The sequence below is a fragment of the Pseudomonas sp. AN-B15 genome (assembly GCF_019056475.1).
In the GTDB taxonomy this organism is placed as follows: domain Bacteria; phylum Pseudomonadota; class Gammaproteobacteria; order Pseudomonadales; family Pseudomonadaceae; genus Aquipseudomonas; species Aquipseudomonas parakoreensis.
This window is the reverse complement of record NZ_CP049737.1, coordinates 895,569-921,766: the sequence shown is the minus strand read 5'-3', so window position 1 is coordinate 921,766 and position 26,198 is coordinate 895,569. Positions and strand designations below refer to the sequence as shown.

The window sequence follows — 26,198 nt, the reverse complement described above, 5'->3', positions numbered from 1 at the left end:
GTGGAGCTGATCGACAGCCACACCCACCTCGACTTCCCCGACTTCGACGCCGATCGCGCGGCGTTGCTCGCCGAAAGCCGCGCTCTCGGCGTGCGGCGGATGGTGGTGCTGGGGGTTCATCAGGGCAATTGGCAAAGGCTGTGGGATCTGGTGCAGAGCGATGCCGACTTGTATGCAGCGTTCGGTCTGCATCCGGTGTACCTCGATCAGCATCGACCCGAAGACCTGCGCGCACTCGGCGACTGGCTGACGCGGCTGCGCGGCCACCGGCAACTGTGTGCGGTGGGCGAGATCGGTCTGGATTATTTCATCGAAACCCTCGACCGCGAACGCCAGCAAGCGCTGTTCGACGCGCAACTGCAACTGGCGGCAGACTTCGATTTGCCGGCGCTGATCCACGTCCGCCGCAGCCACGCAGCCGTAATCGCCACGCTCAAGCGCTTCAAGCTCAAACGCGCCGGGATCATCCACGCCTTCGCCGGCAGCCGTGAAGAGGCACGCGAATACATCAAACTCGGGTTCAAACTGGGTCTGGGCGGCGCGCCGACCTGGCCGCAGGCGTTGCGCATGCATCGGGTGCTGGCGGAGTTGCCACTGGATTCGATCGTGCTCGAGACCGACTCGCCAGACATGGCCCCGGCGATGTTTCCCGGCGTACGCAATACACCGGCACACTTGCCGGCGATCTGTGCGGCGCTCGCCGAGTTGATGAACATCAGCCCGGAACAACTGGCCGCTGCCAGCACTGCCAACAGCTGCGAAGTATTCGGTTGGTAACACGCCTTCTGCAGGAGCTGCGGCACTGCGATCTTTTGCTCCTCGCCCTTAAAACAAGATCAAAAGATCGCAGCCTCGTTTCACTCGGCAGCTCCTACAGTCGGTTTGCATGCGCTCTGGCTGCGTCGAGGATCAGGGTCATGTGCTGACGGTGGTGAAAAAAACGCAGTAGCGCGAAGTACGCGAAAAGCACGATCAGTGACGCATTCAACTGTTCAGTTACGCTGAGCAGGCCGATCCACTCCATGACCAGCGCCACCAGCAATGCGGTGCACACGGTTACCGAGGCGCTGAAGCGCAGCAATCCCAGCGAATCGAGGGACTTGAAGCGTTTGATCTGTTTCGGGCAACGCAACTCCAGAGTTTTCTGGCAGTGCGCGCAAGTGAACGGTTCGTTGATTGCGATGGCGTTGAGTTGCCATGGCTTGAGTAGCTGCGTGGTCTGGCAATGAGCACAACGGCCCTGGACTCCCAGGGTTGCAACGGACATGAGCGGCCTCCTCGACGCAATCAGCGGAACACGGATACTGGCTCATTAATGACGAAAAGCCAGCCGTCGGAAGAAAACAGGAATTGGCTTACACGCGTAAGTATCAATGCATTACAAAATGTTCTGACATCTGCCCTGCTCCCCCTGTTGGAATGAGCATGTAGTGAGGGGATTAATCCCCGATGGACTGCGCAGCAGTCCCTGATCACTTGCAGGCATGGGGGGGACGCTGCGCGTCCCATCGGGGATGAATCCCCTCCCTACAGGTTTCTCGGCAGTATTCAGACGCGGAACGCGCTGATCAGCTGTTTGAGTTCCACTACCTGCGCCGACAATGCCCGGCTGGCGTCCTCGGTCTGATGCGCACCTTGGGCCGTGCGTTCACCGGCGCGGTTGATCTCGACGATGTTCTGGTCGATGTCATGCGCGACGGCGGTCTGCTGCTCCACGGCAGCGGCGATCTGCTGGTTCTGATCGACGATCATGCCTACCGCCCCCAGGATATTTTCCAACGCCTGCTGGACCTTTTCCGACTGCCCGACCGTGCCGTTGGCCATCTGATGGCTGACGCCCATGGCTTTCACCGCCGCACCGACGCCGCCATGCAGTTTGGCGATCATCTGCTCGATTTCTTCGGTCGATTGCTGAGTGCGTTTGGCCAACGTACGCACTTCATCTGCCACCACGGCAAAGCCACGGCCCTGCTCGCCGGCACGGGCCGCTTCGATGGCCGCGTTGAGCGCCAGCAGATTGGTCTGCTCGGCAATGCTCTTGATCACTTCCAGCACGCGGCTGATCGACTGGCTGTCGCTGGCCAACTGATTGATCACCAGCACCGATTGGTCGATTTCGCTGGCCAACGCGGCAATGCTGCCCTGCTGCGACTCCACCAGTGTGCGGCCGCTGACGGTTTCATCGTTGACGCTGTGCGCACTGCTCACCGCTGCCGCTGCGCTGCGTGCAACTTCCAGCGAGGTCGCCGACATCTGATTCATCGCGGTCGCCACTTGCTCGATCTGCGTGCGCTGCCCGGCCACCGCCTGATTGCTTTGCGCGGAGACGTTTTCCACCTGCCCGGCCTGGCGCTCGACCTCGGCCACGGTTTGGCCGACCCGTTCGATCAGGTCGTGGATCTTCCTTACGGTGCCGTTGAACACCTCGCCCAGCTCGCCGAGTTCATCGCGGCTGCTGGCCTTGAAATTGACCGTCATGTCACCGGCCGCGACCTTGTCCATCATCGCGCCCAAACGCTTGAGCGTAGTGCGGGTCGAGGCGTAGAAACCCGCGTAGAGATAGAAAATCAGCACGAACACCACCGACAACGCCACCGCCTGCAACACCATGTGCGTGCGGTTTTGCGCCAGGCGCTGTTGCAGTTGGGTATCGAGAAATTTCAGGGTCGCGTCATTGAGCTGGTAGGTCTGCGCCATCAGCCCGGTGACTTGGTCGTAAAACGCCTGCCACGGAGTATCGAGGGTCTCGGCCACCACGACTTTCGCTTCAAACAGTTCACTGGCCTGTTTGAGCGAGTTCTTGCTGCTGTCGGACGGCGCGCTGAGGCTGGCGCGCGCGGCTTTGCTGGAATCGAGGGCATCCTGCAATTTCAGTGCGTATTCGGCCTGGAGCTTTTCGATCTGCGCCAGCAACTCGTCGAAACGGGTACTCGACGAGCTGTTGAGAAAGCCCTGCCCCAACGAATACGAGCCGATGGCCCGGCCTTCGCCGAGGGTTTGGGTGACGCCCGGGGTAATGTTGGTGAGCAATTCGCTGAGCTGGCGGATGTCGCTCTGATTGTCGCGGCTCAGTCCGGCCTGACTGGCGATGATCTGGCTGAATATCTGCGCATTACCAAGCAATTTGCCGATCATCGCGCTTTTGCTTTGCAGGGAGCTTTCCGCCTGTTGCGCCTTGAACGCGCTGATCATTTCGTCGCGTTTGCCGTCGAACAGTTTGACCTGCTCGGGATCGTCGGTCATCGCCTGCAGACCTTGCAAGCGCGCCAGCACGTCTTGCTCCAGACTGCTGATCTGCGCCTCGAGGTTGTCGGCCTTGCCGGACTGCCCGAGGACAACGTTGATCTGCACCAGATTATTCAGCGTTTCCAGATCCCGGCGCAGGCTCAGGCTGCTGCCCAGCAGATCGAGGCTCTGCAATTCGACACGGGTGCCCTGGAATTCGCGGTAGGAATCGCGCACCAGATAGAAATTGGTCACCAGCATCGGCACCAGGAACAGCACGCTGATCAGGCTGAACTTCATGCCGAAGCTCAGACGGTTCATCAGCGAGACGGCGGGATAGAGCAAGCTCTTCACTGGAAGTCTCCCTTGGTTTTTCTTGTTTTTATTGGCAGGCGCAGGGCGACAGCAGATAGCCACTATCGGGCGCTGTCTCTGTATAGCTCAAATCGGCGGGAGGTTTTGTAACTTAAGGTTAACGACTACGCTGCGCCGGTCACTGACCTGTGGCGAGGGGATTTATCCCCGATGGGCTGCGCAGCAGCCCATTAAGATATTGGGGCCGCTGCGCGCCCCATCGGGGATAAATCCCCTCACCACAATGAATTTCACGGGCGAGTATCAGTGAATCAAGACTGTCCACAAGGCAAACCCGGCATACCACAGCACTGCCGCGCGCAGCAGCAGTTCCCACAGGCAATCGAGGGTGTTGATGCCTTCAGGGCCGACCATCGGCGGCGGGATCTCGCCTGCTGCCAGACCGACCTTGTTGATCAGATGCGCGGCGCTGATGTTCCAGTTCAACAGCTCGTGCAACATCACCCGGCTGACCGCGACGAAGTTGCCAACCAGTGCAAGGCTGGCAGCCAGCAGGCGCACCGGCAACCAGTCAAAGGCGTGACGTAACTGGGCGGCACGTTCGGCGAGCGCCGGGTTCTGGCTGTTTTCTTCCGCCAATGCCAGCAAGCGATAAGCTAGCGCCGCGACCGGACCGAGCACGAAGTACCAGAAAATCACCGCGAAGAAGCTCTGATAGGCCTCCCATAACAGATGCCCCTGGACCCTATCCAGCAACTGCTCGCCGCTGTCGGCGCAGATGTCCAGATCACGTTTGGCCACATGCGCGGCCGCTTGCAGGTCTTCGCGACGCCAGGCGTCACGAAACGGCCCGAGGCCACCGAGCAGATCACCGCGTCCCAGCGCATAAATCACCACCAGCAAATGCACCGGTAGCGCCAGCAGGCCATAAGCGACAGGTTCCAGCACCAGCAGCAACAAGCCGAGCAGCGCCACCGGCAGCAACACCAGAATGATCAGCACCAGCCACGGCCGATTCGATAATCGTGGGCTGCTTTCGAGTTTGTGCAGCTCGCGGATCCATCCGCCATCGCGTTGAACCCGATGGCGCAAGGCCGAGAACTTCTCGATCCAGACCGCCAGCAGTAACACCAGAAAACTCATTGTCCTTCCTCTTGTGCCAGGGCTGCGCGGTAACGCGCCCAGTCGAATGCCGGGCCAGGATCGGTCTTGCGCCCGGGTGCGATGTCGCTGTGCCCGCAAATACGGGCGCCGGTGATGGCCGGAAATGCGGTTTGCAGCTGACGCGTCAGCGTGATCAGCGCCTGATACTGCGCATCGGTAAAGGGCAGATCATCGGTGCCTTCGAGCTCGATGCCCACGGAAAAATCGTTACAGGTTTCCCGGCCTTCGAACTTCGACACGCCCGCATGCCACGCCCGCTCCAGACAGGAGACAAACTGGGTGACGCTGCCGTCACGTTCGATCAGAAAATGCGCCGAGACGCGCAAGTCGGCAATCCCAGCAAAATAGGGATGCTCGGTGACATCCAGACGATTCTGGAAAAATTCCTGCACCTTGCCGGTGGCGAACTGCGCCGGCGGCAGGCTGATGTTGTGGATCACCAACAGGGAGATTTCGCCCGCGGGGCGTTCATTGAAGTTGGGTGATGGGCAGACCTGCACCCCGTGACACCACCCGCTAGCGGGATCCAACTGCATACCGATTCCTTCAACGCCGACTGTGTTGGCGCCCAGTATGCCGTGATCAGCCCCCGGCGCGCGATCACTTGCCGCGATTGAGTCGCCGCAGATTGCCAAGCACCGACTCCAGCGCCCGATCGAACAGTAAAGTGTCATCCAGTGCCCGTACCGCGCCCCGGCGGAATTCAAGGGCCAGGTCGATGCGGCTGCGCTCCAGCACTTTCATCCCGGTACGATCAACAAACACGTATTTGCCGGTGGCTTCGATGATCGCCGCGAGCTTGCAGCGCAGGCTATGCTCGTCGTCTTCCTGGAAGGCGACCCAACTGCCCAGACGCAGTTGCTCCACCTGACGCAGGCCGGGGTCGTCATGCGCCAGGCCGCTGGCATTCAGGCCGATCGCGCCCTCATCGGCGCTGCGCAGGGTAATGTGCTGCGACACTTCAACCAGCGCCGGCGCATCGGTTGACGGCTCGGTTGAGGGCTCAAGCACCCGCACATGCAGCGCTTCCAGCTCGCTGAAAAATTCGCTGGTGGCGAACGGATCGAACGCCGAACTGCTCAGGCCATCACGCAATGATTTGAGCAAACCGGGCACCAGCGCCAGCAATCGCAGACCGGCGTTCGCCTCGTCATGACGCTGCACGCTCCAGATCAATTGTTCCATGGTCTGGACGTCGGCCTGCCATTCAGCCGACTGGTCGCCATGCTTGAGGCACGTCAGCAGCAGTACTTTGCTCCACGCATCACGCACGAACATTACCACCGAAGGCGGCAGGACTTTCCCCAGCAGCGCCAGATTCAACACCTGCTCGACCCGCTGCCGGGCCAACTCGGTTTTCGCTCGCCCCTCCTCGGCGTCGCGCAAACGCTGCTCAAGCAATTCGCTGCGCCGCCGCTCATCGCTGGTGAAGGCGAGGAAGTCTGCGAGCAATTCGGAGAAGATCGCCGGGTCGTCAACGAACTCGGTGAGCAGGCGCTGCACCACTTGTTCGATGCGCAGATACAGGCTGTCACGCGCCTCGCCGCTGCAATCGCCCCAGCCCATGGCGGCATCGGCGATTTCGTTGAGCAGGCGTCGCGCCGGGTGGCTGCCGCGGCTGAAGAAGCTTTTGTCGAGCACCGCCACTTTGAGCATCGGAATCTGCAAACGGGCGATCAACGCCTTGAGCGAATCCGGCAGGTTAGGGTCTTCGAGAATGCAGTCGAAGACCATGGCGATCAGGTTGATCACGTCTTCATCCGCACCGTCGACGATGCGCGATTTGCCGCTCCTGACGCTGACCCGCGTCAGCAACTGTTCGAGCTGGTTGCGCAGGTCGAAGTCATCCTGCGCCGCCAGCGCCGGTACGTATTGCTGAAGATGCGAGAGCAGGCGCAGCAGATCGCGGGTACTGATCGGTTGCGTCGCGACGCTCGGCTCCAGGGTCGGCGCGACGCTGCCGCGCACGTGCAGGAGCAACTCCTGCAACGCGGCGAAAACTTCCTGTACGCCTTCGTCGGCGGGAGCCGGCTCGTCGCTTTCTTCGCTGCTGATGCTCGCTGCCGCACGCTCGACCGCGCGACGCGCAGGTGCCGGTTTCAACTCGGGCAGCACGCCAGTGGCGACCAGCAATTGATTGGCTTCGGCGTACAACGGCTCGGTGTCGGCCAGCACGTAGCGTTCGAACAGTTTGAGCAAGATCAGCTTGACCTTGATCTCCACCCCCAGGTTGCGCCCGGCTTGCAGAAAAAACTCGCAGAGCATCGTCGGCCCGAGCGGGTTGTGCTGGTTGTCGAAATTCTTGCCCAGCAACACGTTGAGCCGCGCAGTCAGTTGATCGAGGGCAAAGCCGTCACGCTTGAGCACCCGACCGACCATGGTCTCGACCGCTACATTGCGCTCCATGTCGTCGGTCCGCGGTGCCGACTCTTCGAACATCAACGAATCGGGCAACGTGTGCTGAACGGGGTCGTACTGGATGAGGGCGACGAAGGCTTCGAAAAATTGTTCGAGAAACCCGCGCTCGATGTTTTTGCGTTTGAGGCGCAGGTCGCGCATGGCTTCGAAAAAGATGTTCTGTTCGACATCGTTGCGCGCCCGGTCGGCCATTTCGAACAGGGTGTCGTCGGCGTTATCGAACAACTCCTGCAAACCGTGGCGCAGTTGCTGGGCCGCCTTGTCGCGGACCTGAAGCAGAATCACAGGCAGGCGGGCGAGCGGCGAGTGATTCGCCTGATCGGTAGCGGCCTTGTGCAAAGGCACTACATTCCCGTCGTTGTGCATCCAAGCCTCCTGAAACGGTGATTCCACTGGGCAGATACCGCGCGATTCCCTGTGGGAGCGGGCTTGCTCTCACATCAGCGTCAAAGCCATGACGTCAAATGCAAGGCGGATTATCTTGCAAAACTTGTCGCGGGCGCTATAGCCATCAGGGTTTCCCCTATGCCTGCAACACCTTCCAGTGACCACGAGAAGCATTGCTTTGCTCACAGAAAATCGACCAGTTGCCGTCTGCCACGCGCGTTCTCGTCTTGGGTTGGCTCTCGCCATGCCCCTATAATCGGCGCACTTAGTTTGTGGAGCCCGTTATGCCGAATCTACGTCTCGCCGATCTGACCGCCGAAATCGAAGCCAACGTGCGCCGTGCGTTGCTCGAAGACGTCGGCAGCGGCGACATCACCGCGCAACTGATCCCGGCCGAACGTCTGGCCAAAGCCACCATCATTACTCGCGATGAGGCCGTCATCTGCGGCACGGCGTGGGTCGACACGGTGTTTCGCCAGCTCGATCCGCGGGTCGCGGTGCATTGGCAGGTGCGGGATGGCGAACGGGTCAAACCCAATCAGCCGTTGTTTCACCTGGAGGGCCCGGCGCGTTCACTGCTGACGGGCGAGCGCAGCGCGCTGAACTTCCTGCAACTGCTGTCCGGCGTGGCGACGCGTGCGCAGTACCTGGCGGACTTCGTGGCCCAGACCCAGGTCAAGCTGCTGGATACCCGCAAGACCCTGCCGGGCCTGCGTCTGGCGCAGAAATACGCAGTGACCTGCGGCGGCTGCCACAACCACCGCATCGGCCTCTACGACGCGTTTCTGATCAAGGAAAACCACATCGCCGCCAGCGGCGGCATCGCGCAGGCCATCGCCGCCGCGCACAAGATCGCGCCGGGCAAACCGGTGGAAGTCGAAGTGGAAAGCCTGGAAGAGCTGAAAGAAGCGCTGGCAGCCGGCGCCGACATCATCATGCTCGACGAGTTGAGCCTGGACGACATGCGCGAAGCCGTGCGCCTGAACGGCGGCAAGGCCAAACTGGAAGCCAGTGGCGGCATCAACGAAAGCACGCTGCTGCCGATCGCCGAGACCGGGGTCGATTACATCTCGATCGGTGCGATGACCAAGGATGTGAAGGCAGTGGACCTGTCGATGCGTCTGAGCCTCTGAGGCCCTTACGCCATAAAAAACGCCAGCCCGGTTAAGGCTGGCGTTTTTGCTTCAGACCACCAGATTGTTCATCTCGCAGTACTCTTCCCAATCGACGCCCAACACTTCGGCCGCCTCCTTGTGCAGTTCCAGACGCTTGGCCTCAAACTCTTCAGGGGTGCTGGTGTACTTGAGCGTCAACTCCCACGGCTGCAAGCCCTGGGCCTCGGCTTCGTCCTCGAACGCCCACTGGATCTGGTCCTTCTGCTCATCAGGACTCAGGTCCTTGATCTCTTCCAGCAGTTGGGGCGCATCGAGCTTGTATTTCTCCAGCGCTTGTTCGTGACGTTGCTCTTGAGTTAATTCGGTCATGGCGTTCTCGCTGATCGTAAGAATGGAGGATGGATCTGGATCATCAAGGATCTCTCTGACGCGGACTGTCCGGCCTTCGGAACCATTCGGGATCATCTGAAAACTGCTGGGCGATGCTCATGCAGGCATCGAATATAGGACGTTTGCATGACGAATTACACGGCTCTTTACATCTCTCGAACAAAAACTTGACCTGCGGAACATAAATCCGGATTTTGAATCATAGCGATGTGCCACTTCGGCACTCACTCTTGCTGTTCACAAGGAAAACCAGTGATGCGCAGCTTTTCGAAGAATTGTTCCGTTGTGTCTGCCAGTGCCTTGCTCGCCGCCATGCTGTTGCCGGCCAGCGCCATGGCGCTTGAATTGAGCAACAGCAGCTCATCCTATGGCGACAAGGTTTCGCTGATTCACAATGACTACGGCAAGGATGTTGTCATCAAAAGCGATATCAGCATTGATGAACTGCAAAAGATCCGCGATACCGTCCGCGATCAGTCACGCCAGATTGAAGAACTCAAACGCAGCAGCGGTTCGAGTTCGAACTCCAGCAGCAAGGAAATCGATGACCTGAAGAGCAAGGTCAAGGATCAGGACCGGCAACTGGATACCCTCGGACGTCAGGTCGAAGACCTCAAGCGCAACAGCGGCTCGAGCTCGAATTCCGCCAGCAACGAGATTTCCAGTCTGAAGCAGAAAATCAATGATCAGGATCGCGCCATGGATCAGCTCAAACGTACCGTCGAGGATCTGAGCCGCAAAGTGAAATAAGGGAGGTGGTGCCCGAGACAGGAATCGAACCTGCGACCTTCGCGTTACGAGTGCGCTGCTCTACCGGCTGAGCTACACGGGCGGTGGGCTAAACCTAGCACCGGTTTTCATAAAAGCAAAGATCGCAGCCTGCGGCAGCTCCTACACGATAGTTAACACACCTGTTGTGTAGGAGCTGCCGCAGGCTGCGATCTTTTGATCTTTAAGCGCGACAAAAAAAAATCCCCGCCGTTTTCACGGCGGGGCATTTTCATTGCGCTGAAGCTGGGGGCTGATTAAACGCCCGAAGCCTTGGCCGCTGCCACGTCTTTGATGGACAGCTTGATACGGCCGCGGTTGTCCACGTCCAGTACCAGCACTTCCACTTCCTGGCCTTCTTTCAGGATGTCGGTGACTTTCTCTACGCGAGCGTCGCTCAGCATCGAGATGTGCACCAGACCGTCCTTGCCCGGCAGGATGTTGACGAATGCGCCGAAGTCGACGATGCGCTCAACCTTGCCGACGTAGATCTTGCCGATCTCGGCTTCTGCAGTGATGCTCAGAACGCGCTGACGAGCAGCTTCTGCGGCATCCTTGGTTTCGCCGAAGATCTTGATCGAACCGTCGTCTTCGATGTCGATCGAAGCCTTGGTTTCTTCGCAGATCGCACGGATGGTCGCGCCACCTTTACCGATAACGTCACGGATCTTGTCGGTATCGATCTTCATCGCGATCATGGTCGGCGCGTTGGCCGACAGTTCGGTACGCGACTGGCCGATGATCTGGTTCATCTGGCCGAGGATGTTCAGGCGCGCTTCCAGGGCCTGGCCCAGAGCGATTTCCATGATCTCTTCGGTGATGCCCTTGATCTTGATGTCCATCTGCAGCGCAGTAACGCCTTTGGCGGTACCGGCTACTTTGAAGTCCATGTCGCCCAGGTGGTCTTCGTCACCCAGGATGTCGGTCAGAACAGCGAACTTCTCGCCTTCCTTGACCAGACCCATGGCGATACCGGCAACCGGCGCCTTCATTGGCACACCAGCGTCCATCAGGGCCAGGGAAGCGCCGCAAACGGAAGCCATCGAGCTCGAACCGTTGGATTCGGTGATTTCCGACACGACACGGATGGTGTACGGGAACACGTCAGCGGCCGGCAGCATGGCCGAAACCGAACGACGGGCCAGACGGCCGTGACCGATTTCACGACGACCGGCGCCACCCATGCGACCACACTCGCCCACCGAGAACGGAGGGAAGTTGTAGTGCAGCATGAACGGGTCTTTTTTCTCGCCTTCCAGGGTGTCCAGCAGCTGTGCGTCACGGGCAGTACCCAGTGTCGCGACTACCAGAGCCTGGGTTTCACCACGGGTGAACAGCGCCGAACCGTGAGTCTTCGGCAGCACGCCGACTTCGATGTTCAGCGGACGTACGGTGCGGGTGTCGCGGCCGTCGATACGTGGCTTGCCGTTAACGATGTTTTCGCGAACGGTGCGGTATTCGATCTCGCCGAAAGCGGCTTTGACGTCGGCAGCCGAAGGCTGGCCTTCTTCACCGGACAGCTTGGCCACAACCTGGTCTTTCAGCTCGCCCAGACGTGCGTAGCGGTCAGCCTTGACGGTGATGGTGTAAGCCTGGGAGATCGCTTCGCCGAACTCGGCACGGATCGCGCCCAGCAGTTCGGTGGCCTCTGGAGCCGGAGCCCAGGTCCAGGTTGGCTTGGCGGCTTCAGCGGCCAGTTCCTTGACGGCGTTGATCACCACCTGGAACTCGTCGTGAGCAAACAGTACTGCGCCCAGCATCTGGTCTTCGGTCAGCTCTTTGGCTTCCGATTCAACCATCAGTACGGCGTCGGAAGTACCGGCAACGACCATGTCCAGGCTCGAAGCAGCTTGCTGCTCGTAGGTCGGGTTCAGCAGGTAGCCGGTGCTTTCGTGGAAAGCGACGCGAGCGGCGCCGATCGGGCCGTCAAACGGAATGCCCGAGATGGCCAGGGCAGCCGAGGTACCGATCATCGCAGCGATGTCCGGATCGGTCTTCTTGCTGGTGGAAACGACGGTGCAGACAACCTGCACTTCGTTCATGAAGCCTTCCGGGAACAGCGGACGGATCGGACGGTCGATCAGTCGGGAAGTCAGGGTTTCTTTCTCGGAAGGACGGCCTTCACGCTTGAAGAAACCGCCAGGGATCTTACCGGCAGCGTAAGTCTTTTCCTGGTAGTGAACGGACAGAGGGAAGAAGCCCTTGCCTGGATCGGCTTGCTTGGCACCGACTACGGTCACCAATACGCTGACGTCGTCGTCAACGGTGACCAATACTGCGCCGGAGGCCTGACGGGCGATACGGCCGGTCTCGAGGGTAACGGTCGACTGACCGAACTGGAATTTTTTGATTACCGGGTTCACGGTGTCCTACCTTCTTTGTGGCTCTTGGGGGAACTGGTTTCTTGCGAAATTCTTGGGCAATGTCGGGAATCGGCCCGCTGACTGTCCGGATAAAACGGTAGTGCAGATAAAACTTGAGGCTGGGAGCCTGCCAGCCACCAGCGGAAAACCGCTGATGCCTGACAGACAACCAACCTCATAGCGCAATCGCTGATTAGCGACGCAGACCCAGGCGGCCGATCAGAGCGCTGTAACGGCTCAGATCCTTGCCTTTCAGGTAGTCCAGCAGCTTGCGACGCTGGTTTACCATGCGGATCAGACCACGACGGGAGTGGTGGTCTTTACCGTTGGCCTTGAAGTGACCTTGCAGTTTGTTGATGTTGGCGGTCAGCAGTGCAACTTGCACTTCTGGCGAACCAGTATCACCAACAGCTTGCTGGTAGTCGGCAACGATTTGAGCTTTTTCTTGAACGTCGAGAGCCATGAGGCAATCCTTTTATCAGGAAACTGTTTCAAAAACAGTTTCAACAGGCCAGGGACAAATCCCTGTATCTATAAATGAGTAGTGACCGTGCCTGTTGACAGCCACACTCGCCGGCCTGCTGTTACACAGACCGGTTTCCGGTCATTCTGACCGAATCAGTCGACGCGGCGCGATGCGCCCGTCTTCGCTCACTTCACCGATACCGATGAAGCGACCATTGTGATCCTGTACCCGTACCATGCCGAACTTCGGAGCATCCGGGGCACGTACCGGCTGGCCGTTGAGCCAGTAGAACGCACTCGCTTCGGAGAAGTGCAGCAGCGGCCAATCCTGCAGGCCGCTGTCCGATGGCATCAGGAAGCGGTCGACCGCTTCGTTGCCGCCTTCGGCATGTACCGCTTCCAGCTCTTCGAGGGTCACGGTCTGCGCCAGGGTGAAAGGTCCGGCCTGGGTACGACGCAGTTCCGCGACGTACGCACCACAACCGAGCTGCTCACCGATATCCTCCACCAGGGTGCGAATATAGGTGCCCTTGCTGCAATCCACCGCAAGACGCGCAGTATCGCCTTCGAAGGCCAGCAATTCCAAGCGCGCAATAGTAACAGAACGCGGTTCGCGCTCCACTACTTCGCCTGCACGAGCCAGCTTGTACAACGGCTGACCATCACGCTTGAGTGCCGAGTACATCGGCGGTATCTGACTGATTTGCCCGCGAAATTTCGGCAGAACCGCTTCGACATCGGCGCGACCAACGGTCACCGGGCGCTCCTGCAAAACCTCACCCTCGGCGTCCGCCGTGGTGGTGGTCTTGCCCAGTTGCGCGAGGGTTTCATAACCCTTGTCGGAATCGAGCAGGTATTGCGAGAACTTGGTTGCTTCGCCAAAGCACAGCGGCAATACACCGGTGGCCAACGGGTCGAGGCTGCCGGTGTGACCGGCCTTCTCGGCGTTGAGCAACCAGCGAACCTTCTGCAACGCGGCGTTGGAGGTGAACCCCAGCGGCTTGTCGAGCAGGATGATACCGCTGACGTTACGACGGATACGTTTGACCTGAGCCACCGAATTACTCCTTGGTGTCTTCAGGTGCAGCGGCCACGTGCTGATTGTCCTCAGCCACGGCGCGCTCGATCAGGGCCGACAGGTGCGCGCCACGCACGACGCTTTCGTCATAGTGGAAATGCAATTGCGGCACGCTGCGCAGCTTCATTTCACGGGCCAGTTGCATGCGCAGGAAGCCTGCGGCAGCGTTGAGCACCTTGATGCTTTGCGCGATGTCTTCGGCGTTGTCCTGCCCCATCACGGTGATGAAGATCTTCGCGTGACCGACGTCACGGCTGACTTCCACTGCGGTAATGGTGACCAGGCCGACGCGCGGGTCTTTGACTTCACGACGGATCAGCTGGGCCAGCTCACGCTGCATCTGATCGCCGATACGTTGGGTACGGCTGTATTCTTTTGCCATGATTTTGTTACCTGTTACTGCCCTACGGTGAAACCCGCAAGGTCTGAAAGCGGCAAACGCCCGGCCTGACAAAAGCCAGACCGGGCGTTGCGTTTAGAGTCCTGACGCCGTGGCGCGCATCTGCATGCGGCGGCTCGGCGTGGCCCTTGAAGTGCGCGAGTCAGAGGCTGCGAGCAACCTGAACCTTCTCGAAGACTTCGATCTTGTCACCGACTTTGACGTCGTTGTAGCTCTTCACGCCGATACCGCATTCCATGCCGGCACGTACTTCGGAAGCGTCATCCTTGAAGCGGCGCAGGGATTCCAGCTCGCCTTCGAAGATAACGATGTCTTCACGCAGTACACGGATCGGACGGTTACGGTGCACAACACCCTCGATCACCATGCAACCGGCGATCGCGCCAAACTTCGGCGAACGGAACACGTCGCGCACTTCGGCCACACCCAGGATGTTCTCGCGAACATCGCTGCCGAGCATGCCGGTCAGGGCTTTCTTGACGTCTTCGATGATGTCGTAGATCACGTTGTAGTAACGCATGTCCAGACCTTCCTGCTCGACGATCTTCCGTGCGCCAGCATCGGCACGCACGTTGAAGCCGAACAGTACAGCGTTGGAAGCCAGTGCCAGGTTGGCGTCGGACTCGGTGATACCACCGACACCGCCACCGACCACGCGCACTTGCACTTCGTCGTTGCCCAGGCCGTTCAGAGCACCCTGCAAAGCTTCCAGCGAACCACGGACGTCGGATTTGAGGACGATGTTGAGCGTCTTCTTCTCTTCCTGGCCCATGTTTTCGAAGATGTTTTCCAGCTTGCCGGCGTGAGCGCGAGCCAGTTTGACTTCGCGGAACTTGCCTTGACGGAACAGAGCCACTTCACGGGCTTTCTTCTCGTCGGCAACCACGCTCATCTCGTCGCCAGCGTCCGGTGTACCGTCAAGACCCAGGATCTCGACCGGAATGGCCGGACCGGCTTCCTTGATCGGCTTGCCGTTCTCGTCGAGCATGGCGCGCACGCGGCCATAGTTCGAACCGACCAGCACCATGTCGCCTTGACGCAGCGTACCGTCCTGAACCAGCACGGTGGCCACCGGGCCACGGCCCTTGTCCAGACGCGATTCAACGACAACACCACGGCCAGGAGCCGATGGAGTGGCGGTCAGCTCGAGCACTTCGGCCTGCAGCAGAACGGCTTCGAGCAGTTCGTCAACGCCGGTACCCATTTTCGCCGAAACCGGTACGAATGGCGTGTCGCCGCCCCAGTCTTCGGAAGTCACGCCGTGAACCGACAGTTCGCTACGGATGCGATCGAGGTCGGCACCCGGCTTGTCGATCTTGTTCACCGCGACCACCAGAGGAACGCCAGCCGCCTGAGCATGCTGAACAGCCTCGATGGTTTGCGGCATCACGCCGTCGTCCGCCGCAACCACCAGGATCACGATGTCGGTCGCCTTGGCACCACGGGCACGCATGGCGGTAAACGCAGCGTGACCAGGGGTGTCGAGGAACGTCACCATGCCACGGTCGGTTTCAACGTGGTAAGCGCCGATGTGCTGGGTAATGCCGCCGGCTTCGCCTGCAGCTACCTTGGCACGACGGATGTAGTCGAGCAGGGACGTCTTACCGTGGTCAACGTGGCCCATTACGGTCACGACTGGCGCACGGGAAACTGCCTCGCCTTCAAACTTCAGGGACTCGGCCAGGGAATCTTCCAGGGCGGTATCGCTGACCAGGGTCACTTTGTGGCCCAGCTCTTCAGCTACCAGTTGAGCAGTTTCCTGATCGAGTACCTGGTTGATGGTCGCTGGAGTGCCCAGTTTGAACATGAACTTGATGATTTCAGCAGCCTTGACCGACATCTGCTGGGCAAGATCGCCAACAGTGATGGTCTCGCCGATCTTCACTTCACGCACGACAGGACCGGTAGGGTTCTGGAAACCGTGAGCGTTGCGCTTCTTCAGCTTGGCCTTGCCGCGACCACCACGACGGAAGCCGTCGCTTTCTTCGTCGGTTGTGCGTGGCGCCACACGTGGAGCCGGCGCTTTTTCTTTGACCGATGCGCGATGCGGAGCGTTTTTGCGCTCGCCGTCGCCGCCGCCACGACGATTGTTATCGTCGGCACGTGGTTTGTCCGGACGGCGCTGTTCGTCACGCTTGCGAGTGTCGGCAGCTGGCGCAGCAGCGACAACCGGTGCGGCTTCGCGCACAGGTTCAGCGACTGGCGCAGGTGCTGCAACAGCTTCGGCAGGAGCGCTCGGCGCAGCAGCAGGCTGGCGACGCGCTTCTTCTTCAGCGCGCTGCTTGGCTTCTTCTTCAGCCTTCTGACGGGCAGCATTTTCTACTGCGCGACGCTCTTCCAGTTCACGCTGGCGCTCGGCTTCGATTTCTTCCGGGCTACGCTGTACGAAAACCTTCTTCTTGCGAACTTCTACGCTGATGCTCTTGCTACCAGCCACACGCAGGGTGCTGGTGGTTTTACGCTGCAGCGTGATTTTGCGTGGTTCTTCCACTTTCGCCTTGTGGCTGCTTTTCAAGTGAGTCAGCAGGGATTGCTTCTCACTGTCAGTCACATGTTCTTCGGCGGCGGTGTGCGGCAGACCTGCCTCACGCATCTGCTGCAACAGGCGCTCTACCGGTGTTTTGACCTCATCGGCCAGTTGTTTCACCGTGACTTGCGTCATGCACTTCTCTCCTCAGGCCGCGCCTAATTACTCGAACCAGTGGGCTCGGGCGGCCATGATCAACTTGCCGGCACGATCATCGTCAATGCCGTCGATGTCGAGCAGGTCGTCAATAGACTGCTCGGCCAGGTCTTCGCGGGTAATTACGCCGCGCACCGCCAGTTCCATCGCCAAATCCTTGTCCATACCCTCAAGCGAGAGCAGGTCTTCGGCCGGATGGGCGTCTGCCAGCTTTTCCTCAGTAGCGATGGCTTTGGTCAACAAACGATCCTTGGCACGAGCGCGAAGCTCGTTGACGATGTCTTCGTCAAAGCCGTCGATGTTGAGCATTTCTTCCAACGGTACGTAGGCAATCTCTTCCAGGCTGGTGAAGCCTTCATCTACCAGCACCTGAGCCAGCTCTTCGTCGACTTCCAGCTCGTCGATGAAGTTGCGCAGGATGTCGCCGGTTTCTGCTTGTTGCTTAGCCTGGATGTCCGATTCGGTCATCACGTTCAGGGTCCAGCCTGTCAACTGGCTCGCCAGACGCACGTTCTGACCACCACGACCGATGGCCTGAGCCAGATTGTCTGCGCCAACGGCGATGTCCATGGCATGGGCATCTTCGTCAACGATAATGGCCGCCACTTCTGCCGGCGACATGGCATTGATCACGAACTGCGCCGGGTTATCGTCCCACAGGACGATATCGACACGCTCGCCACCCAACTCGCCCGACACGGCCTGGACGCGCGAACCGCGCATACCGATGCACGCGCCCTGCGGGTCGATGCGTTTGTCCTTGGAACGGACAGCGATCTTGGCACGCGAACCCGGATCACGGGACGCCGCCATGACCTCGATCAGGCCTTCAGCAATTTCCGGCACTTCGATGCGGAACAACTCGATCAGCATTTCCGGCGCGGTACGCGACAGGATCAACTGCGGGCCGCGGTTCTCGGTGCGGATTTCCTTGAGCAGTGCACGCAGGCGCACACCGACACGGAAGGTTTCGCGAGAAATGATGTCTTCACGGGCCAGCAACGCTTCGGCGTTGTTGCCCAGATCGACGATCACGTTGTCGCGGGTGACTTTCTTCACGGTGCCGGAGATGATTTCTCCCAGGCGCTCGCGATAGGCGTCGACCACTTGAGCGCGCTCGGCTTCACGGACTTTCTGCACGATGACCTGTTTGGCGGTCTGTGCAGCAATGCGGCCGAACTCGATGGATTCGATCTTTTCTTCGACGACGTCGCCGACCTTGGCGCCCGGATGCGTTTCGGCAACCTTGCTTGGCCAGGTTTCGATCGCAGGATCGTCGAGATCATTCTCTTCGACGACCGTCCAGCGACGGAAAGTCTCGTAGGAACCGGTGTGGCGGTTAATTTCCACACGCAGGTCAACTTCGTCTTCAAAACGCTTTTTGGTAGCAGTGGCCAGAGCCAGCTCCAGCGCTTCAAAAATCACGCTTGCCGGTACACCCTTTTCATTGGATACCGACTCAACAACCAGCAGTACTTCTTTGCTCATCGTACGCCTCGCCTTTCGCAAGCCATTGGATCCGCGGGATCCGCGTCTCAGTCAAAACTGGGAATAATGTTGGCCTTGTCGATCATATCGATCGGCAACAGGAACTCATGGTCTTCTACCTGCACCACGACATCCTGTTCTTCTACACCGCGCAGAAGGCCCTGAAAGTTGCGTCGACCTTCAAAAGGCGAGCGCAGCTTGATCTTCACTTGTTCACCGGCAAATTTTGCAAACTGCTCAAGAGTGAACAGTGGGCGTTCCATGCCAGGCGAGGAAACTTCGAGGGTGTACTCAACGGAGATCGGATCTTCAACATCCAGGACACCGCTGATCTGACGGCTGACAATGGCGCAATCGTCCACCAGCACGCCACCCTCTTTATCGATATAAACACGCAACATCGAGTGACGACCCTGAGCCGAAAACTCGATACCCCAGCATTCATAGCCTAGGGCCACGACCACCGGGGCCAACAAGGCCTGCAACTCTTCTAGCTTGCTCGACACCTGAACCCCCTCGTGCATGTAAATGCATGCGCTGCAAAATAAAAAAATGGGCGAAACGCCCATCCTTGAAACGCCGTCGAACAGCGGCGCAGAAAGTGTCCAGCTAACAAAAAGCCCCTGAAAAGGGGCTCCTTAAACTGGTTGCGGGGGCCGGATTTGAACCGACGACCTTCGGGTTATGAGCCCGACGAGCTACCAGACTGCTCCACCCCGCGACAAAGCTGGGGCGGAAGTATACGACCGATCCCTTATAGGGTCAATGTAACCTTCCACCTGCAAGAAAGCCCGCAACAGCGGGCTCTCCTGACTAATTGGTACCGAGAAGGGGACTCGAACCCCTACACCCTATGGGCACAACCACCTCAAGGTTGCGTGTCTACCAATTCCACCACCTCGGCAAAACTACGTTTGAAACCCTTCTTACTTCTGCTCTTGAGCTGGAGGTACGTCAGTCGCTGGAGTAGCCGACTTTTGCTCTTGAAGCACCGGGACATCATCAGAAGCCGGTTGTTGTTGCTTTGGTACTTCCAACACTGCTGGATCTGGCAAACCTGCTTGAGTCAGCTGATGAGCCTTCTCTTTAGCAAAGTAACCTAACCCCAAGCTGGTTATGAAGAAACCGGCGGCAAGTATAGCAGTAAACTTACTAAGAAAGGTAGAGGAACCTTGGCTTCCGAACACAGTATTTGAAGCACCTGCTCCGAAAGACGCGCCAGCGTCCGCACCTTTACCCTGCTGCAGCAAAACCAGAGCAACTACGCCCAATGCACCCAGCAGATGAAAAACGACTACGACTGTTTCCAGCATTTTTTCAGTTTCCCGCGGCGCGACAAATCGCACCGAACTCATCTGCATTCAGGGAAGCTCCACCAATGAGCCCCCCATCGATATCCGGCATGCCGAACAGTTCGACCGCATTGGCCGCCTTCACGCTGCCGCCGTATAGAAGCCGCACACCTCGCGCGACTTCAGAATTCTCTGCCGCCAACTGCTCGCGAATGGCTTTATGCACATCCTGAGCCTGTTGCGGCGTTGCAGTCAGTCCGGTACCAATGGCCCAGACAGGCTCGTAAGCAATGACCGCCTTGGCAAAGGCACCAACACCCAGCTCCTCGATGATGCTGCCCAGCTGACGCCCGACAACCTCAAGAGTTTTTCCGGCTTCGCGCTGCTCGAGGGTCTCCCCTACACACAACACCGGAATCAAGCCACATGCCTGTGCCGCTGCGAACTTGCGATTCAGCATCCCGTCTCGCTCGCCCATTATCTGGCGGCGTTCGGAGTGCCCGACAAGCACCAGGGAACAACCTGCATCCACCAACTGACTCGGCGCAATTTCACCGGTCAATGCACCTTGCATGGATTCCACCGCAGAATTCTGCGCACCGACCGAAATCGATTTGCCTTTCAAGCCATCAATCACTTGATTGATATGCAAGCAAGGCGGGAATACCGCGACATCAACACCGCTTGGCAAGGCCAGATGACGAAGGCCGTTGATCAGCTCAGCGACGCTGGCGCGGGTACCGTGCATCTTCCAGTTACCAGCTACCATAGGGCGACGCATGCTGTACCTCGTCGGTCAAAGTGGGCGCAGATGTTACCCAACACAATCATGGCTGGCAAGCCGAATCAGGCAGAAACTTCAGTTACCAGTTTTGCCAGTTCTTCGGCGTAGCTGCGAACCTGAGTTTCATCCTCGCCTTCGACCATCACACGCACCAATGGCTCTGTGCCGGACTTGCGTAGAAGCACGCGACCACGACCCGCCATTGCCTGGGTTACACGCGCACTGGCCTCCTTGACCGCCGGGTGCTCGAGCGGACTTTCGCCACCACCGAAACGCACATTGATCAGTACCTGAGGGCACTTGCGCAACGCCTGACGCGTTTGGGCAAGGCCTTCATTGCGGGTTTTCAGTGCCATCAGCACCTGCAACGCAGCAATGATTGCATCACCGGTGGTGGTGTGATTGAAGCAGACGATATGCCCAGAGTTCTCACCACCTACCAGCCAGTTGCGCTCCAGTAGTTCGGCGATCACATAACGGTCACCGACATTGGCACGAATGAATGGAATCGAGAGTTCTGCCAGAGCGAGCTCCAGACCGAGGTTACTCATCAGCGTGCCGACTACGCCGCCCTGCAATTTGCCACGCCCGTGCAGATCACGCGCGATGATGAACAGCAACTCGTCACCATCAACGATGGCGCCAGTGTGATCCACCATCAGCACCCGATCACCGTCACCGTCAAAGGCGATGCCCAGATCAGCGTGCTCGGCGAGAACAGCGGCTTGCAGCTGACCCATATGAGTCGAACCGCAATTATCGTTAATGTTCAGACCATTGGGCTGAGCCGACAGCACCACCACTTCGGCGCCCAACTCACGAAAGACACTCGGAGCTACCTTGTAGGTCGCTCCGTGTGCGCAGTCGATCACGATTTTCAAACCGGAAAAGCTGGTACCGGTAGGCACGCTGCTTTTACAGAATTCGATGTAGCGACCCGAAGCGTCGTTGATACGCGACACCTTGCCAATTTTGCTCGACTCAACCACGGTCATCGGGGTATCGAGCAATTCTTCGATCATCAGCTCCAACTCGTCAGGCAGCTTGGTGCCTTTACCCGAGAAGAACTTGATGCCGTTATCGTCATGCGGGTTATGTGAAGCACTGATCACGATCCCGGCTTCGGCTTGAAACGTGCGCGACAGATAGGCAATGGCGGGCGTCGGCATCGGACCGAGCAGCATCACATCGGCGCCCGCCGACGTCAGACCTGCCTCAAGCGCCGATTCGAACATGTAGCCGGAGATTCGCGTGTCCTTGCCAACCAGCACCTTGCACGCGCCCATCTTGCGAAAGGCCATACCGGCCGCCCAGCCGAGCTTGAGCATGAAATCCGGAGTTATCGGATATTCACCGACACGACCACGAATACCGTCAGTTCCAAAGTATTTCTTGCTCATAAGTGCTCCATCATTCTTATTCGGCTGATTCCACGGCCGCGAGCATACGCACCACGTCTACCGTTTCCGCCACATCATGGACGCGCAATATACGCGCTCCTTTAATCGATGCCAGTGCCGCCAGTGCGAGACCGCCGTGCAAACGCTCACCCACGGGTCGGCTCAAAGCCTGGCCAATCATGCTTTTGCGTGAGACACCGACCAATAGCGGACGCCCCAGCGCATGCAGGGCTTCCATATGCTTGAACAAGCTTAGATTGTGCTGCAGGGTTTTCGCGAAACCGAAACCGGGATCAAGAATAATCCGCTCTGCCGGAATACCTGCCGCCGCACATTGAGCCATGCGCTCTGCCAGAAACTCACCGACTTCCCGGGTAACGTCCTGATAGCGCGGGTTGTCCTGCATGTCACCCGGCTCGCCGAGCATATGCATCAGACAGACCGGCAACCCGGTCGCGGCTGCGGCATCCAGCGCACCATCGCGGCGCAACGAGCGCACATCATTGATCAACCCGGCACCCAGGCGCGCTGTTTCACGCATCACCGCAGGTGTCGAAGTATCGACCGAGATGACCACATCCAGCTCGCGATTGATCAGCTCCACGATCGGAGCTACGCGTTCCAATTCCTCGAGCGGTGAAACCGCGCGCGCGCCAGGCCGGGTCGACTCACCGCCGACATCGATCAGCGTCGCCCCAGCAGCCACCATGGCTGCGGCGTGACGCAAGGCCACGTCGAGCTGGTTGTACCGGCCACCATCGGAGAAGGAATCGGGAGTGACATTGAGAATGCCCATGACATGCGTCCGGGCCAAATCAAGAACCCGGTTGCCGCAAGGCAACCGGGTCAGGGACTGTGCAGAAGTCATTTCAAACCTTAAACGTCAGCAGCCGGACCGCCAATCGGTGTTTCCGGACGCTCATCCTGAATCACCGGAGGCGGAGGCGTACCCGTGCCACTTGTCCAGTCACGCGGCTCACGTGGCGTACGACCCGCCATGATGTCGTCGATCTGCTCGGCGTCAATGGTTTCGTACTTCATCAGCGCATCAGCCATGGCATCCAGCTTGTCACGGTTGTCCGTGAGGATCTGCTTGGCCGTGCCGTAACACTGGTCGATGATGCTGCGCACTTCGGAGTCGATAAGTTTGGCTGTCTCACCGGAGAAGCTGGCATTCTGACCACCACCACCGCGACCGAGGAACACTTCGCCCTCTTCTTCGGCGTACATCAGCGGACCGAGTTTTTCCGACAGGCCCCACTTGGTCACCATGTTCCGCGCAATCTGACTGGCACGCATGATGTCGTTGGAAGCGCCGGTGGTCACACCATCGAAACCAAGGGTCATCTCTTCGGCGATACGGCCACCGTACAGCGAGCAGATCTGGCTGATCAGCGCACGCTTGGACAGACTGTAACGATCCTCTTCAGGCAGGAACATGGTCACGCCCAGCGCACGGCCACGCGGAATGATCGAAACCTTGTAGACCGGATCATGCTCAGGCACAACGCGCCCAACGATCGCATGGCCCGCTTCGTGATAAGCAGTGTTCTGTTTCTCTTTCTCGGACATGACCATGGATTTGCGCTCGGCGCCCATCATGATCTTGTCTTTGGCCAATTCGAACTCTTTCATTTCAACGATGCGCTTTCCGCTACGTGCCGCGAACAGCGACGCTTCGTTGACCAGGTTGGCCAGATCGGCACCGGAAAAGCCTGGGGTACCACGGGCGATAACGGCTGGAGCCACGTCATCACCCATTGGCACTTTCCGCATGTGAACCTTGAGAATCTGCTCGCGACCGCGGATATCCGGCAAACCTACAACGACCTGACGGTCGAAACGGCCCGGACGCAGCAGCGCAGGGTCAAGTACGTCAGGACGGTTGGTGGCAGCGATCACAATGATGCCGTCATTCATTTCGAAGCCGTCCATCTCTACCAGCAACTGGTTGAGGGTCTGCTCACGCTCGTCGTGACCGCCGCCCATGCCGGCGCCACGGTGGCGACCGACGGCGTCGATTTCGTCAATGAAGATGATGCACGGCGCGTGCTTCTTGGCCTGCTCGAACATGTCGCGAACGCGGCTTGCACCAACACCCACAAACATTTCAACAAAGTCGGAACCGGAGATGGTGAAGAACGGCACTTTCGCTTCGCCAGCAATCGCCTTGGCCAGCAAGGTTTTACCGGTACCCGGAGGGCCGACCATCAATACGCCGCGAGGAATACGACCGCCGAGGCGCTGGAACTTGCCCGGATCACGCAGGAACTCAACCAGCTCACCAACTTCTTCCTTGGCTTCGTCGCAACCAGCAACGTCAGCCAGCGTGGTCTTCACCTGGTCTTCGGAGAGCAGGCGTGCCTTGCTCTTGCCAAAGCTCATCGGTCCGCCCTTGCCGCCGGCACCGCCCTGCATCTGGCGCATGAAGAACATGAACACCGCGATGATCACCAGGATCGGGAAGCTGGCCACCAGAAGTTGAGTCCAGATGCTTTGCTGCTCAGGCTGCTTGCCTTCAACCACAACGTGATTGTCGACCAGGTCGCCGATCAGGCCGTTGTCCTGGATCGCCGGACGAATGGTCTTGAAGCTGTCGCCATCGTTGCGCTTGCCGGTAATCACATAGCCGTCAACGGCTACGCGCTCGACCCTGCCATCCTTGACCTGCTGGATGAAGTCGGAATAGTTGAGGGTCTGCGGCTCGTTAGGACTGGAGAAGTTGTTCATCACCGTCACGAGGACTGCCGCGATGATCAACCACAGGATCAGATTCTTTGCCATATCGTTCAATTAACTACCCTCTGAAGCAAGCTCCGCTACTGGCGCGCGCTTCGCATGATATTCACCGGCCTAACTTACTACATTACCTACAACTCTTGCAGGCGCCGTCTGTAACCCTTTGTGAAACACTTTCTACACAATATTCGCTTATGCACGCGGGGCAAAATACGAAAAACCTATCACCCCAGCAAAAAACCTCGTTTTACTCATTACCCCCACGGTAACCCCAAGCCAGCATGTATTGCTCGCGGGAGCTGCCACGGGAAGAATCCGGCTTGATCATCTGGATCTTGTCGAACTTCTTCCGAGCATCCTTCAGGTAGACATCAAAACCTTCGCCCTGAAAAATCTTGATCACGAAATTACCACCCGGCTTGAGTATCCGCTCCGCCAGATCAAGCGCCAGCTCGCAAAGGAACATGGCTTTTGGCATGTCCACTTCAGGCGTACCACTCATATTGGGGGCCATATCGGAAATCACAAGGTCCACCTGTGAATTACCCACGGCTTCAAGGATTCGCGCGAGCACTTCGTCCTCGGTGAAATCACCCTGAATAAAGGTCACGTCAGGGATACTGTCCATCTCCAGGATGTCCGAAGCGATCAGTCGCCCCTGACCACCGATCAGCCGGCTGGTGACCTGCGACCAGCCGCCGGGCGCCGCACCCAGGTCGACAACGCTCATGCCGGAACGGATCAGCTTGTATTTCTCCTGGATCTCCAGAAGCTTGTAACTCGCACGCGAGCGGTAGCCATCCTTCTGCGCCTGCTTCACATAAGGATCGTTGACATGTCGTTTCAGCCAACCAAGGCTTGTCTTGGAACGCGCCATTGGGCACCTCGATAATAAGGGTCGTGATTAATTGGGCGGATCCACGAACCCTCGGGTAAAATGGCCGCCATTTTACAGAATCCAGACGAAAGGGTCAGATTATGCCGCTCACTCCAGAGCAGAAGAAACAGTACAAATCCATTGGCCACCACCTGAAACCGGTTTTGACGGTGGCGGACAACGGTCTGACTGAAGGTGTATTAGCCGAACTTGAACGCGCCTTGGCGGATCACGAGCTGATCAAGATCAAGCTCAACATCCTCGACCGCGAGTCGCGCCTGGCGCACATTGCAGAGCTGTGCAAGGTCGGCAAGGCTGATCTGGTACAGGTCATCGGCAAGATGGCGCTGGTTTATCGCAAGAACTTCAGCGTCAACAAGCAGCTGTCGAACGTTCATCGCTTCAAGTGATGGCAAGGGTCAAGGGTGTGCTTCGCGCACCCTGCCACTCCATCCCGGTAGCGGCTGCAACACCAGCACCAGCCCAGAGAAGCCCAACAGCAGAAAACTGAATGCCTGCCAGCGCTGCGCTTGCGGCCAGCCGACATGCACGGCGACAAACATCGCACACGCATACAGTGCCATCAACAACACCTGCCCGCGAAAATCCCGCCACAGACTGGCAAGGCCCTCGGCCCGTACCAGCACCAAAGCCTGAAAAATCACGCAGGCCGCGGCAAAAATCACCAGCGACACTTCGAACGCATCGGCAATCTCATCGATCAGCAACGGTGCCAGACCAATCTTGCCCAGCACCGGTCGCAAACCGAGATGAACCAGCCAGAAGCCGCCGACCCACAACGTCTGGGTCAGCTGCCAAAGAATGGCGCCCGCACGTAGCGGGCGCT

At 58.7% G+C, this 26,198-nt stretch carries 24 protein-coding genes and 3 tRNA genes; 4 read left to right on the top strand and 23 right to left on the bottom strand.

From position 1 onward, the window contains the following. Complete coding sequence (locus GTQ41_RS04010) at window positions 1-777, top strand: TatD family hydrolase (protein ID WP_047291194.1); 777 nt, start codon at window positions 1-3, stop codon at window positions 775-777. Window positions 778-871: 94 nt separating this feature from the next. On the opposite strand, the gene GTQ41_RS04005 is transcribed toward GTQ41_RS04010, so the two are convergent. The 5 genes from GTQ41_RS04005 to GTQ41_RS03985 form a co-directional block, all read right to left on the bottom strand. Beyond that, window positions 872-1,267, bottom strand: a complete 396-nt coding sequence (locus GTQ41_RS04005) for a hypothetical protein (RefSeq protein WP_047291192.1) — start codon at window positions 1,265-1,267, stop codon at window positions 872-874. Window positions 1,268-1,548: 281 nt separating this feature from the next. Continuing rightward, window positions 1,549-3,579 (bottom strand): methyl-accepting chemotaxis protein, encoded by a 2,031-nt coding sequence (locus tag GTQ41_RS04000; protein ID WP_217325420.1) that lies wholly within the window; start codon window positions 3,577-3,579, stop codon window positions 1,549-1,551. A 264-nt stretch (window positions 3,580-3,843) separates the two neighbouring features. After that, window positions 3,844-4,683, bottom strand: a complete 840-nt coding sequence (gene ampE, locus GTQ41_RS03995; protein WP_047291189.1) for a regulatory signaling modulator protein AmpE — start codon at window positions 4,681-4,683, stop codon at window positions 3,844-3,846. After that, window positions 4,680-5,240 carry a 1,6-anhydro-N-acetylmuramyl-L-alanine amidase AmpD gene (ampD, locus tag GTQ41_RS03990; RefSeq protein WP_047291187.1) on the bottom strand — a complete coding sequence of 187 codons (561 nt, stop codon included), beginning with the start codon at window positions 5,238-5,240 and terminating at the stop codon, window positions 4,680-4,682. Before ampD ends, ampE begins: the two co-directional genes overlap by 4 nt. 64 nt (window positions 5,241-5,304) lie before the next feature. Further along, entirely contained in the window at window positions 5,305-7,488 is a 2,184-nt protein-coding gene (locus tag GTQ41_RS03985; RefSeq protein ID WP_047291185.1) for a DUF1631 domain-containing protein, read from the bottom strand. A 305-nt stretch (window positions 7,489-7,793) separates the two neighbouring features. Between GTQ41_RS03985 and nadC the strand changes: the two genes are divergently transcribed. Next, entirely contained in the window at window positions 7,794-8,642 is an 849-nt protein-coding gene (nadC, locus tag GTQ41_RS03980) for a carboxylating nicotinate-nucleotide diphosphorylase (RefSeq protein ID WP_003221558.1), read from the top strand. Between the two features lie 51 nt (window positions 8,643-8,693). Here the strand turns inward: nadC and GTQ41_RS03975 are convergent, their stop codons facing one another. Beyond that, window positions 8,694-8,993, bottom strand: a complete 300-nt coding sequence (locus GTQ41_RS03975) for a DUF6388 family protein (protein WP_041066817.1) — start codon at window positions 8,991-8,993, stop codon at window positions 8,694-8,696. A 276-nt stretch (window positions 8,994-9,269) separates the two neighbouring features. Here GTQ41_RS03975 and GTQ41_RS03970 point away from each other — a divergent pair, with 276 nt between their 5' ends. Then, complete coding sequence (locus GTQ41_RS03970) at window positions 9,270-9,764, top strand: hypothetical protein (RefSeq protein WP_047291183.1); 495 nt, start codon at window positions 9,270-9,272, stop codon at window positions 9,762-9,764. Between the two features lie 6 nt (window positions 9,765-9,770). On the opposite strand, the gene GTQ41_RS03965 is transcribed toward GTQ41_RS03970, so the two are convergent. The 16 genes from GTQ41_RS03965 to rlmE form a co-directional block, all read right to left on the bottom strand. After that, window positions 9,771-9,846: transfer RNA gene (locus GTQ41_RS03965), tRNA-Thr, on the bottom strand. Between the two features lie 193 nt (window positions 9,847-10,039). Then, entirely contained in the window at window positions 10,040-12,145 is a 2,106-nt protein-coding gene (gene pnp / locus GTQ41_RS03960; protein ID WP_007961443.1) for a polyribonucleotide nucleotidyltransferase, read from the bottom strand. Between the two features lie 193 nt (window positions 12,146-12,338). Continuing rightward, a complete protein-coding gene (rpsO, locus tag GTQ41_RS03955; RefSeq protein ID WP_003221553.1) occupies window positions 12,339-12,608 on the bottom strand; it encodes a 30S ribosomal protein S15 in 270 nt (89 codons plus the stop codon). A 141-nt stretch (window positions 12,609-12,749) separates the two neighbouring features. Next, window positions 12,750-13,667, bottom strand: a complete 918-nt coding sequence (gene truB, locus GTQ41_RS03950) for a tRNA pseudouridine(55) synthase TruB (RefSeq protein WP_024011571.1) — start codon at window positions 13,665-13,667, stop codon at window positions 12,750-12,752. A gap of 4 nt (window positions 13,668-13,671) precedes the next feature. After that, a complete protein-coding gene (gene rbfA, locus GTQ41_RS03945; RefSeq protein WP_007961438.1) occupies window positions 13,672-14,070 on the bottom strand; it encodes a 30S ribosome-binding factor RbfA in 399 nt (132 codons plus the stop codon). Window positions 14,071-14,230: 160 nt separating this feature from the next. Then, window positions 14,231-16,750: a translation initiation factor IF-2 gene (gene infB / locus GTQ41_RS03940; protein ID WP_047291178.1), complete on the bottom strand. Its 2,520-nt coding sequence runs from the start codon at window positions 16,748-16,750 to the stop codon at window positions 14,231-14,233. A gap of 27 nt (window positions 16,751-16,777) precedes the next feature. Next, a complete protein-coding gene (gene nusA, locus GTQ41_RS03935) occupies window positions 16,778-18,259 on the bottom strand; it encodes a transcription termination factor NusA (RefSeq protein WP_003221546.1) in 1,482 nt (493 codons plus the stop codon). A gap of 47 nt (window positions 18,260-18,306) precedes the next feature. Continuing rightward, window positions 18,307-18,765, bottom strand: a complete 459-nt coding sequence (gene rimP / locus GTQ41_RS03930) for a ribosome maturation factor RimP (protein ID WP_007973115.1) — start codon at window positions 18,763-18,765, stop codon at window positions 18,307-18,309. A 138-nt stretch (window positions 18,766-18,903) separates the two neighbouring features. Beyond that, a tRNA-Met gene (locus GTQ41_RS03925) sits at window positions 18,904-18,980 on the bottom strand. Between the two features lie 97 nt (window positions 18,981-19,077). After that, window positions 19,078-19,163 (bottom strand) — tRNA-Leu (locus GTQ41_RS03920). Window positions 19,164-19,185: 22 nt separating this feature from the next. Beyond that, window positions 19,186-19,572 (bottom strand): preprotein translocase subunit SecG, encoded by a 387-nt coding sequence (gene secG, locus GTQ41_RS03915; protein WP_027610782.1) that lies wholly within the window; start codon window positions 19,570-19,572, stop codon window positions 19,186-19,188. A 4-nt stretch (window positions 19,573-19,576) separates the two neighbouring features. Continuing rightward, window positions 19,577-20,332, bottom strand: a complete 756-nt coding sequence (gene tpiA, locus GTQ41_RS03910; RefSeq protein WP_008088336.1) for a triose-phosphate isomerase — start codon at window positions 20,330-20,332, stop codon at window positions 19,577-19,579. Window positions 20,333-20,397: 65 nt separating this feature from the next. Then, window positions 20,398-21,735, bottom strand: a complete 1,338-nt coding sequence (glmM, locus tag GTQ41_RS03905) for a phosphoglucosamine mutase (RefSeq protein ID WP_047291173.1) — start codon at window positions 21,733-21,735, stop codon at window positions 20,398-20,400. 16 nt (window positions 21,736-21,751) lie between these two features. Continuing rightward, entirely contained in the window at window positions 21,752-22,603 is an 852-nt protein-coding gene (gene folP / locus GTQ41_RS03900; RefSeq protein ID WP_047291170.1) for a dihydropteroate synthase, read from the bottom strand. An 8-nt stretch (window positions 22,604-22,611) separates the two neighbouring features. Further along, window positions 22,612-24,519, bottom strand: a complete 1,908-nt coding sequence (gene ftsH, locus GTQ41_RS03895; RefSeq protein ID WP_047291168.1) for an ATP-dependent zinc metalloprotease FtsH — start codon at window positions 24,517-24,519, stop codon at window positions 22,612-22,614. 202 nt (window positions 24,520-24,721) lie between these two features. After that, window positions 24,722-25,351 carry a 23S rRNA (uridine(2552)-2'-O)-methyltransferase RlmE gene (rlmE, locus tag GTQ41_RS03890; protein WP_003221536.1) on the bottom strand — a complete coding sequence of 210 codons (630 nt, stop codon included), beginning with the start codon at window positions 25,349-25,351 and terminating at the stop codon, window positions 24,722-24,724. 101 nt (window positions 25,352-25,452) lie between these two features. Here rlmE and GTQ41_RS03885 point away from each other — a divergent pair, with 101 nt between their 5' ends. After that, window positions 25,453-25,761 carry a YhbY family RNA-binding protein gene (locus tag GTQ41_RS03885; protein WP_003221534.1) on the top strand — a complete coding sequence of 103 codons (309 nt, stop codon included), beginning with the start codon at window positions 25,453-25,455 and terminating at the stop codon, window positions 25,759-25,761. A 9-nt stretch (window positions 25,762-25,770) separates the two neighbouring features. Here the strand turns inward: GTQ41_RS03885 and GTQ41_RS03880 are convergent, their stop codons facing one another. Beyond that, window positions 25,771-26,175 (bottom strand): hypothetical protein, encoded by a 405-nt coding sequence (locus GTQ41_RS03880; protein ID WP_047291232.1) that lies wholly within the window; start codon window positions 26,173-26,175, stop codon window positions 25,771-25,773. Between the last annotated feature and the right edge of the window lie 23 nt (window positions 26,176-26,198).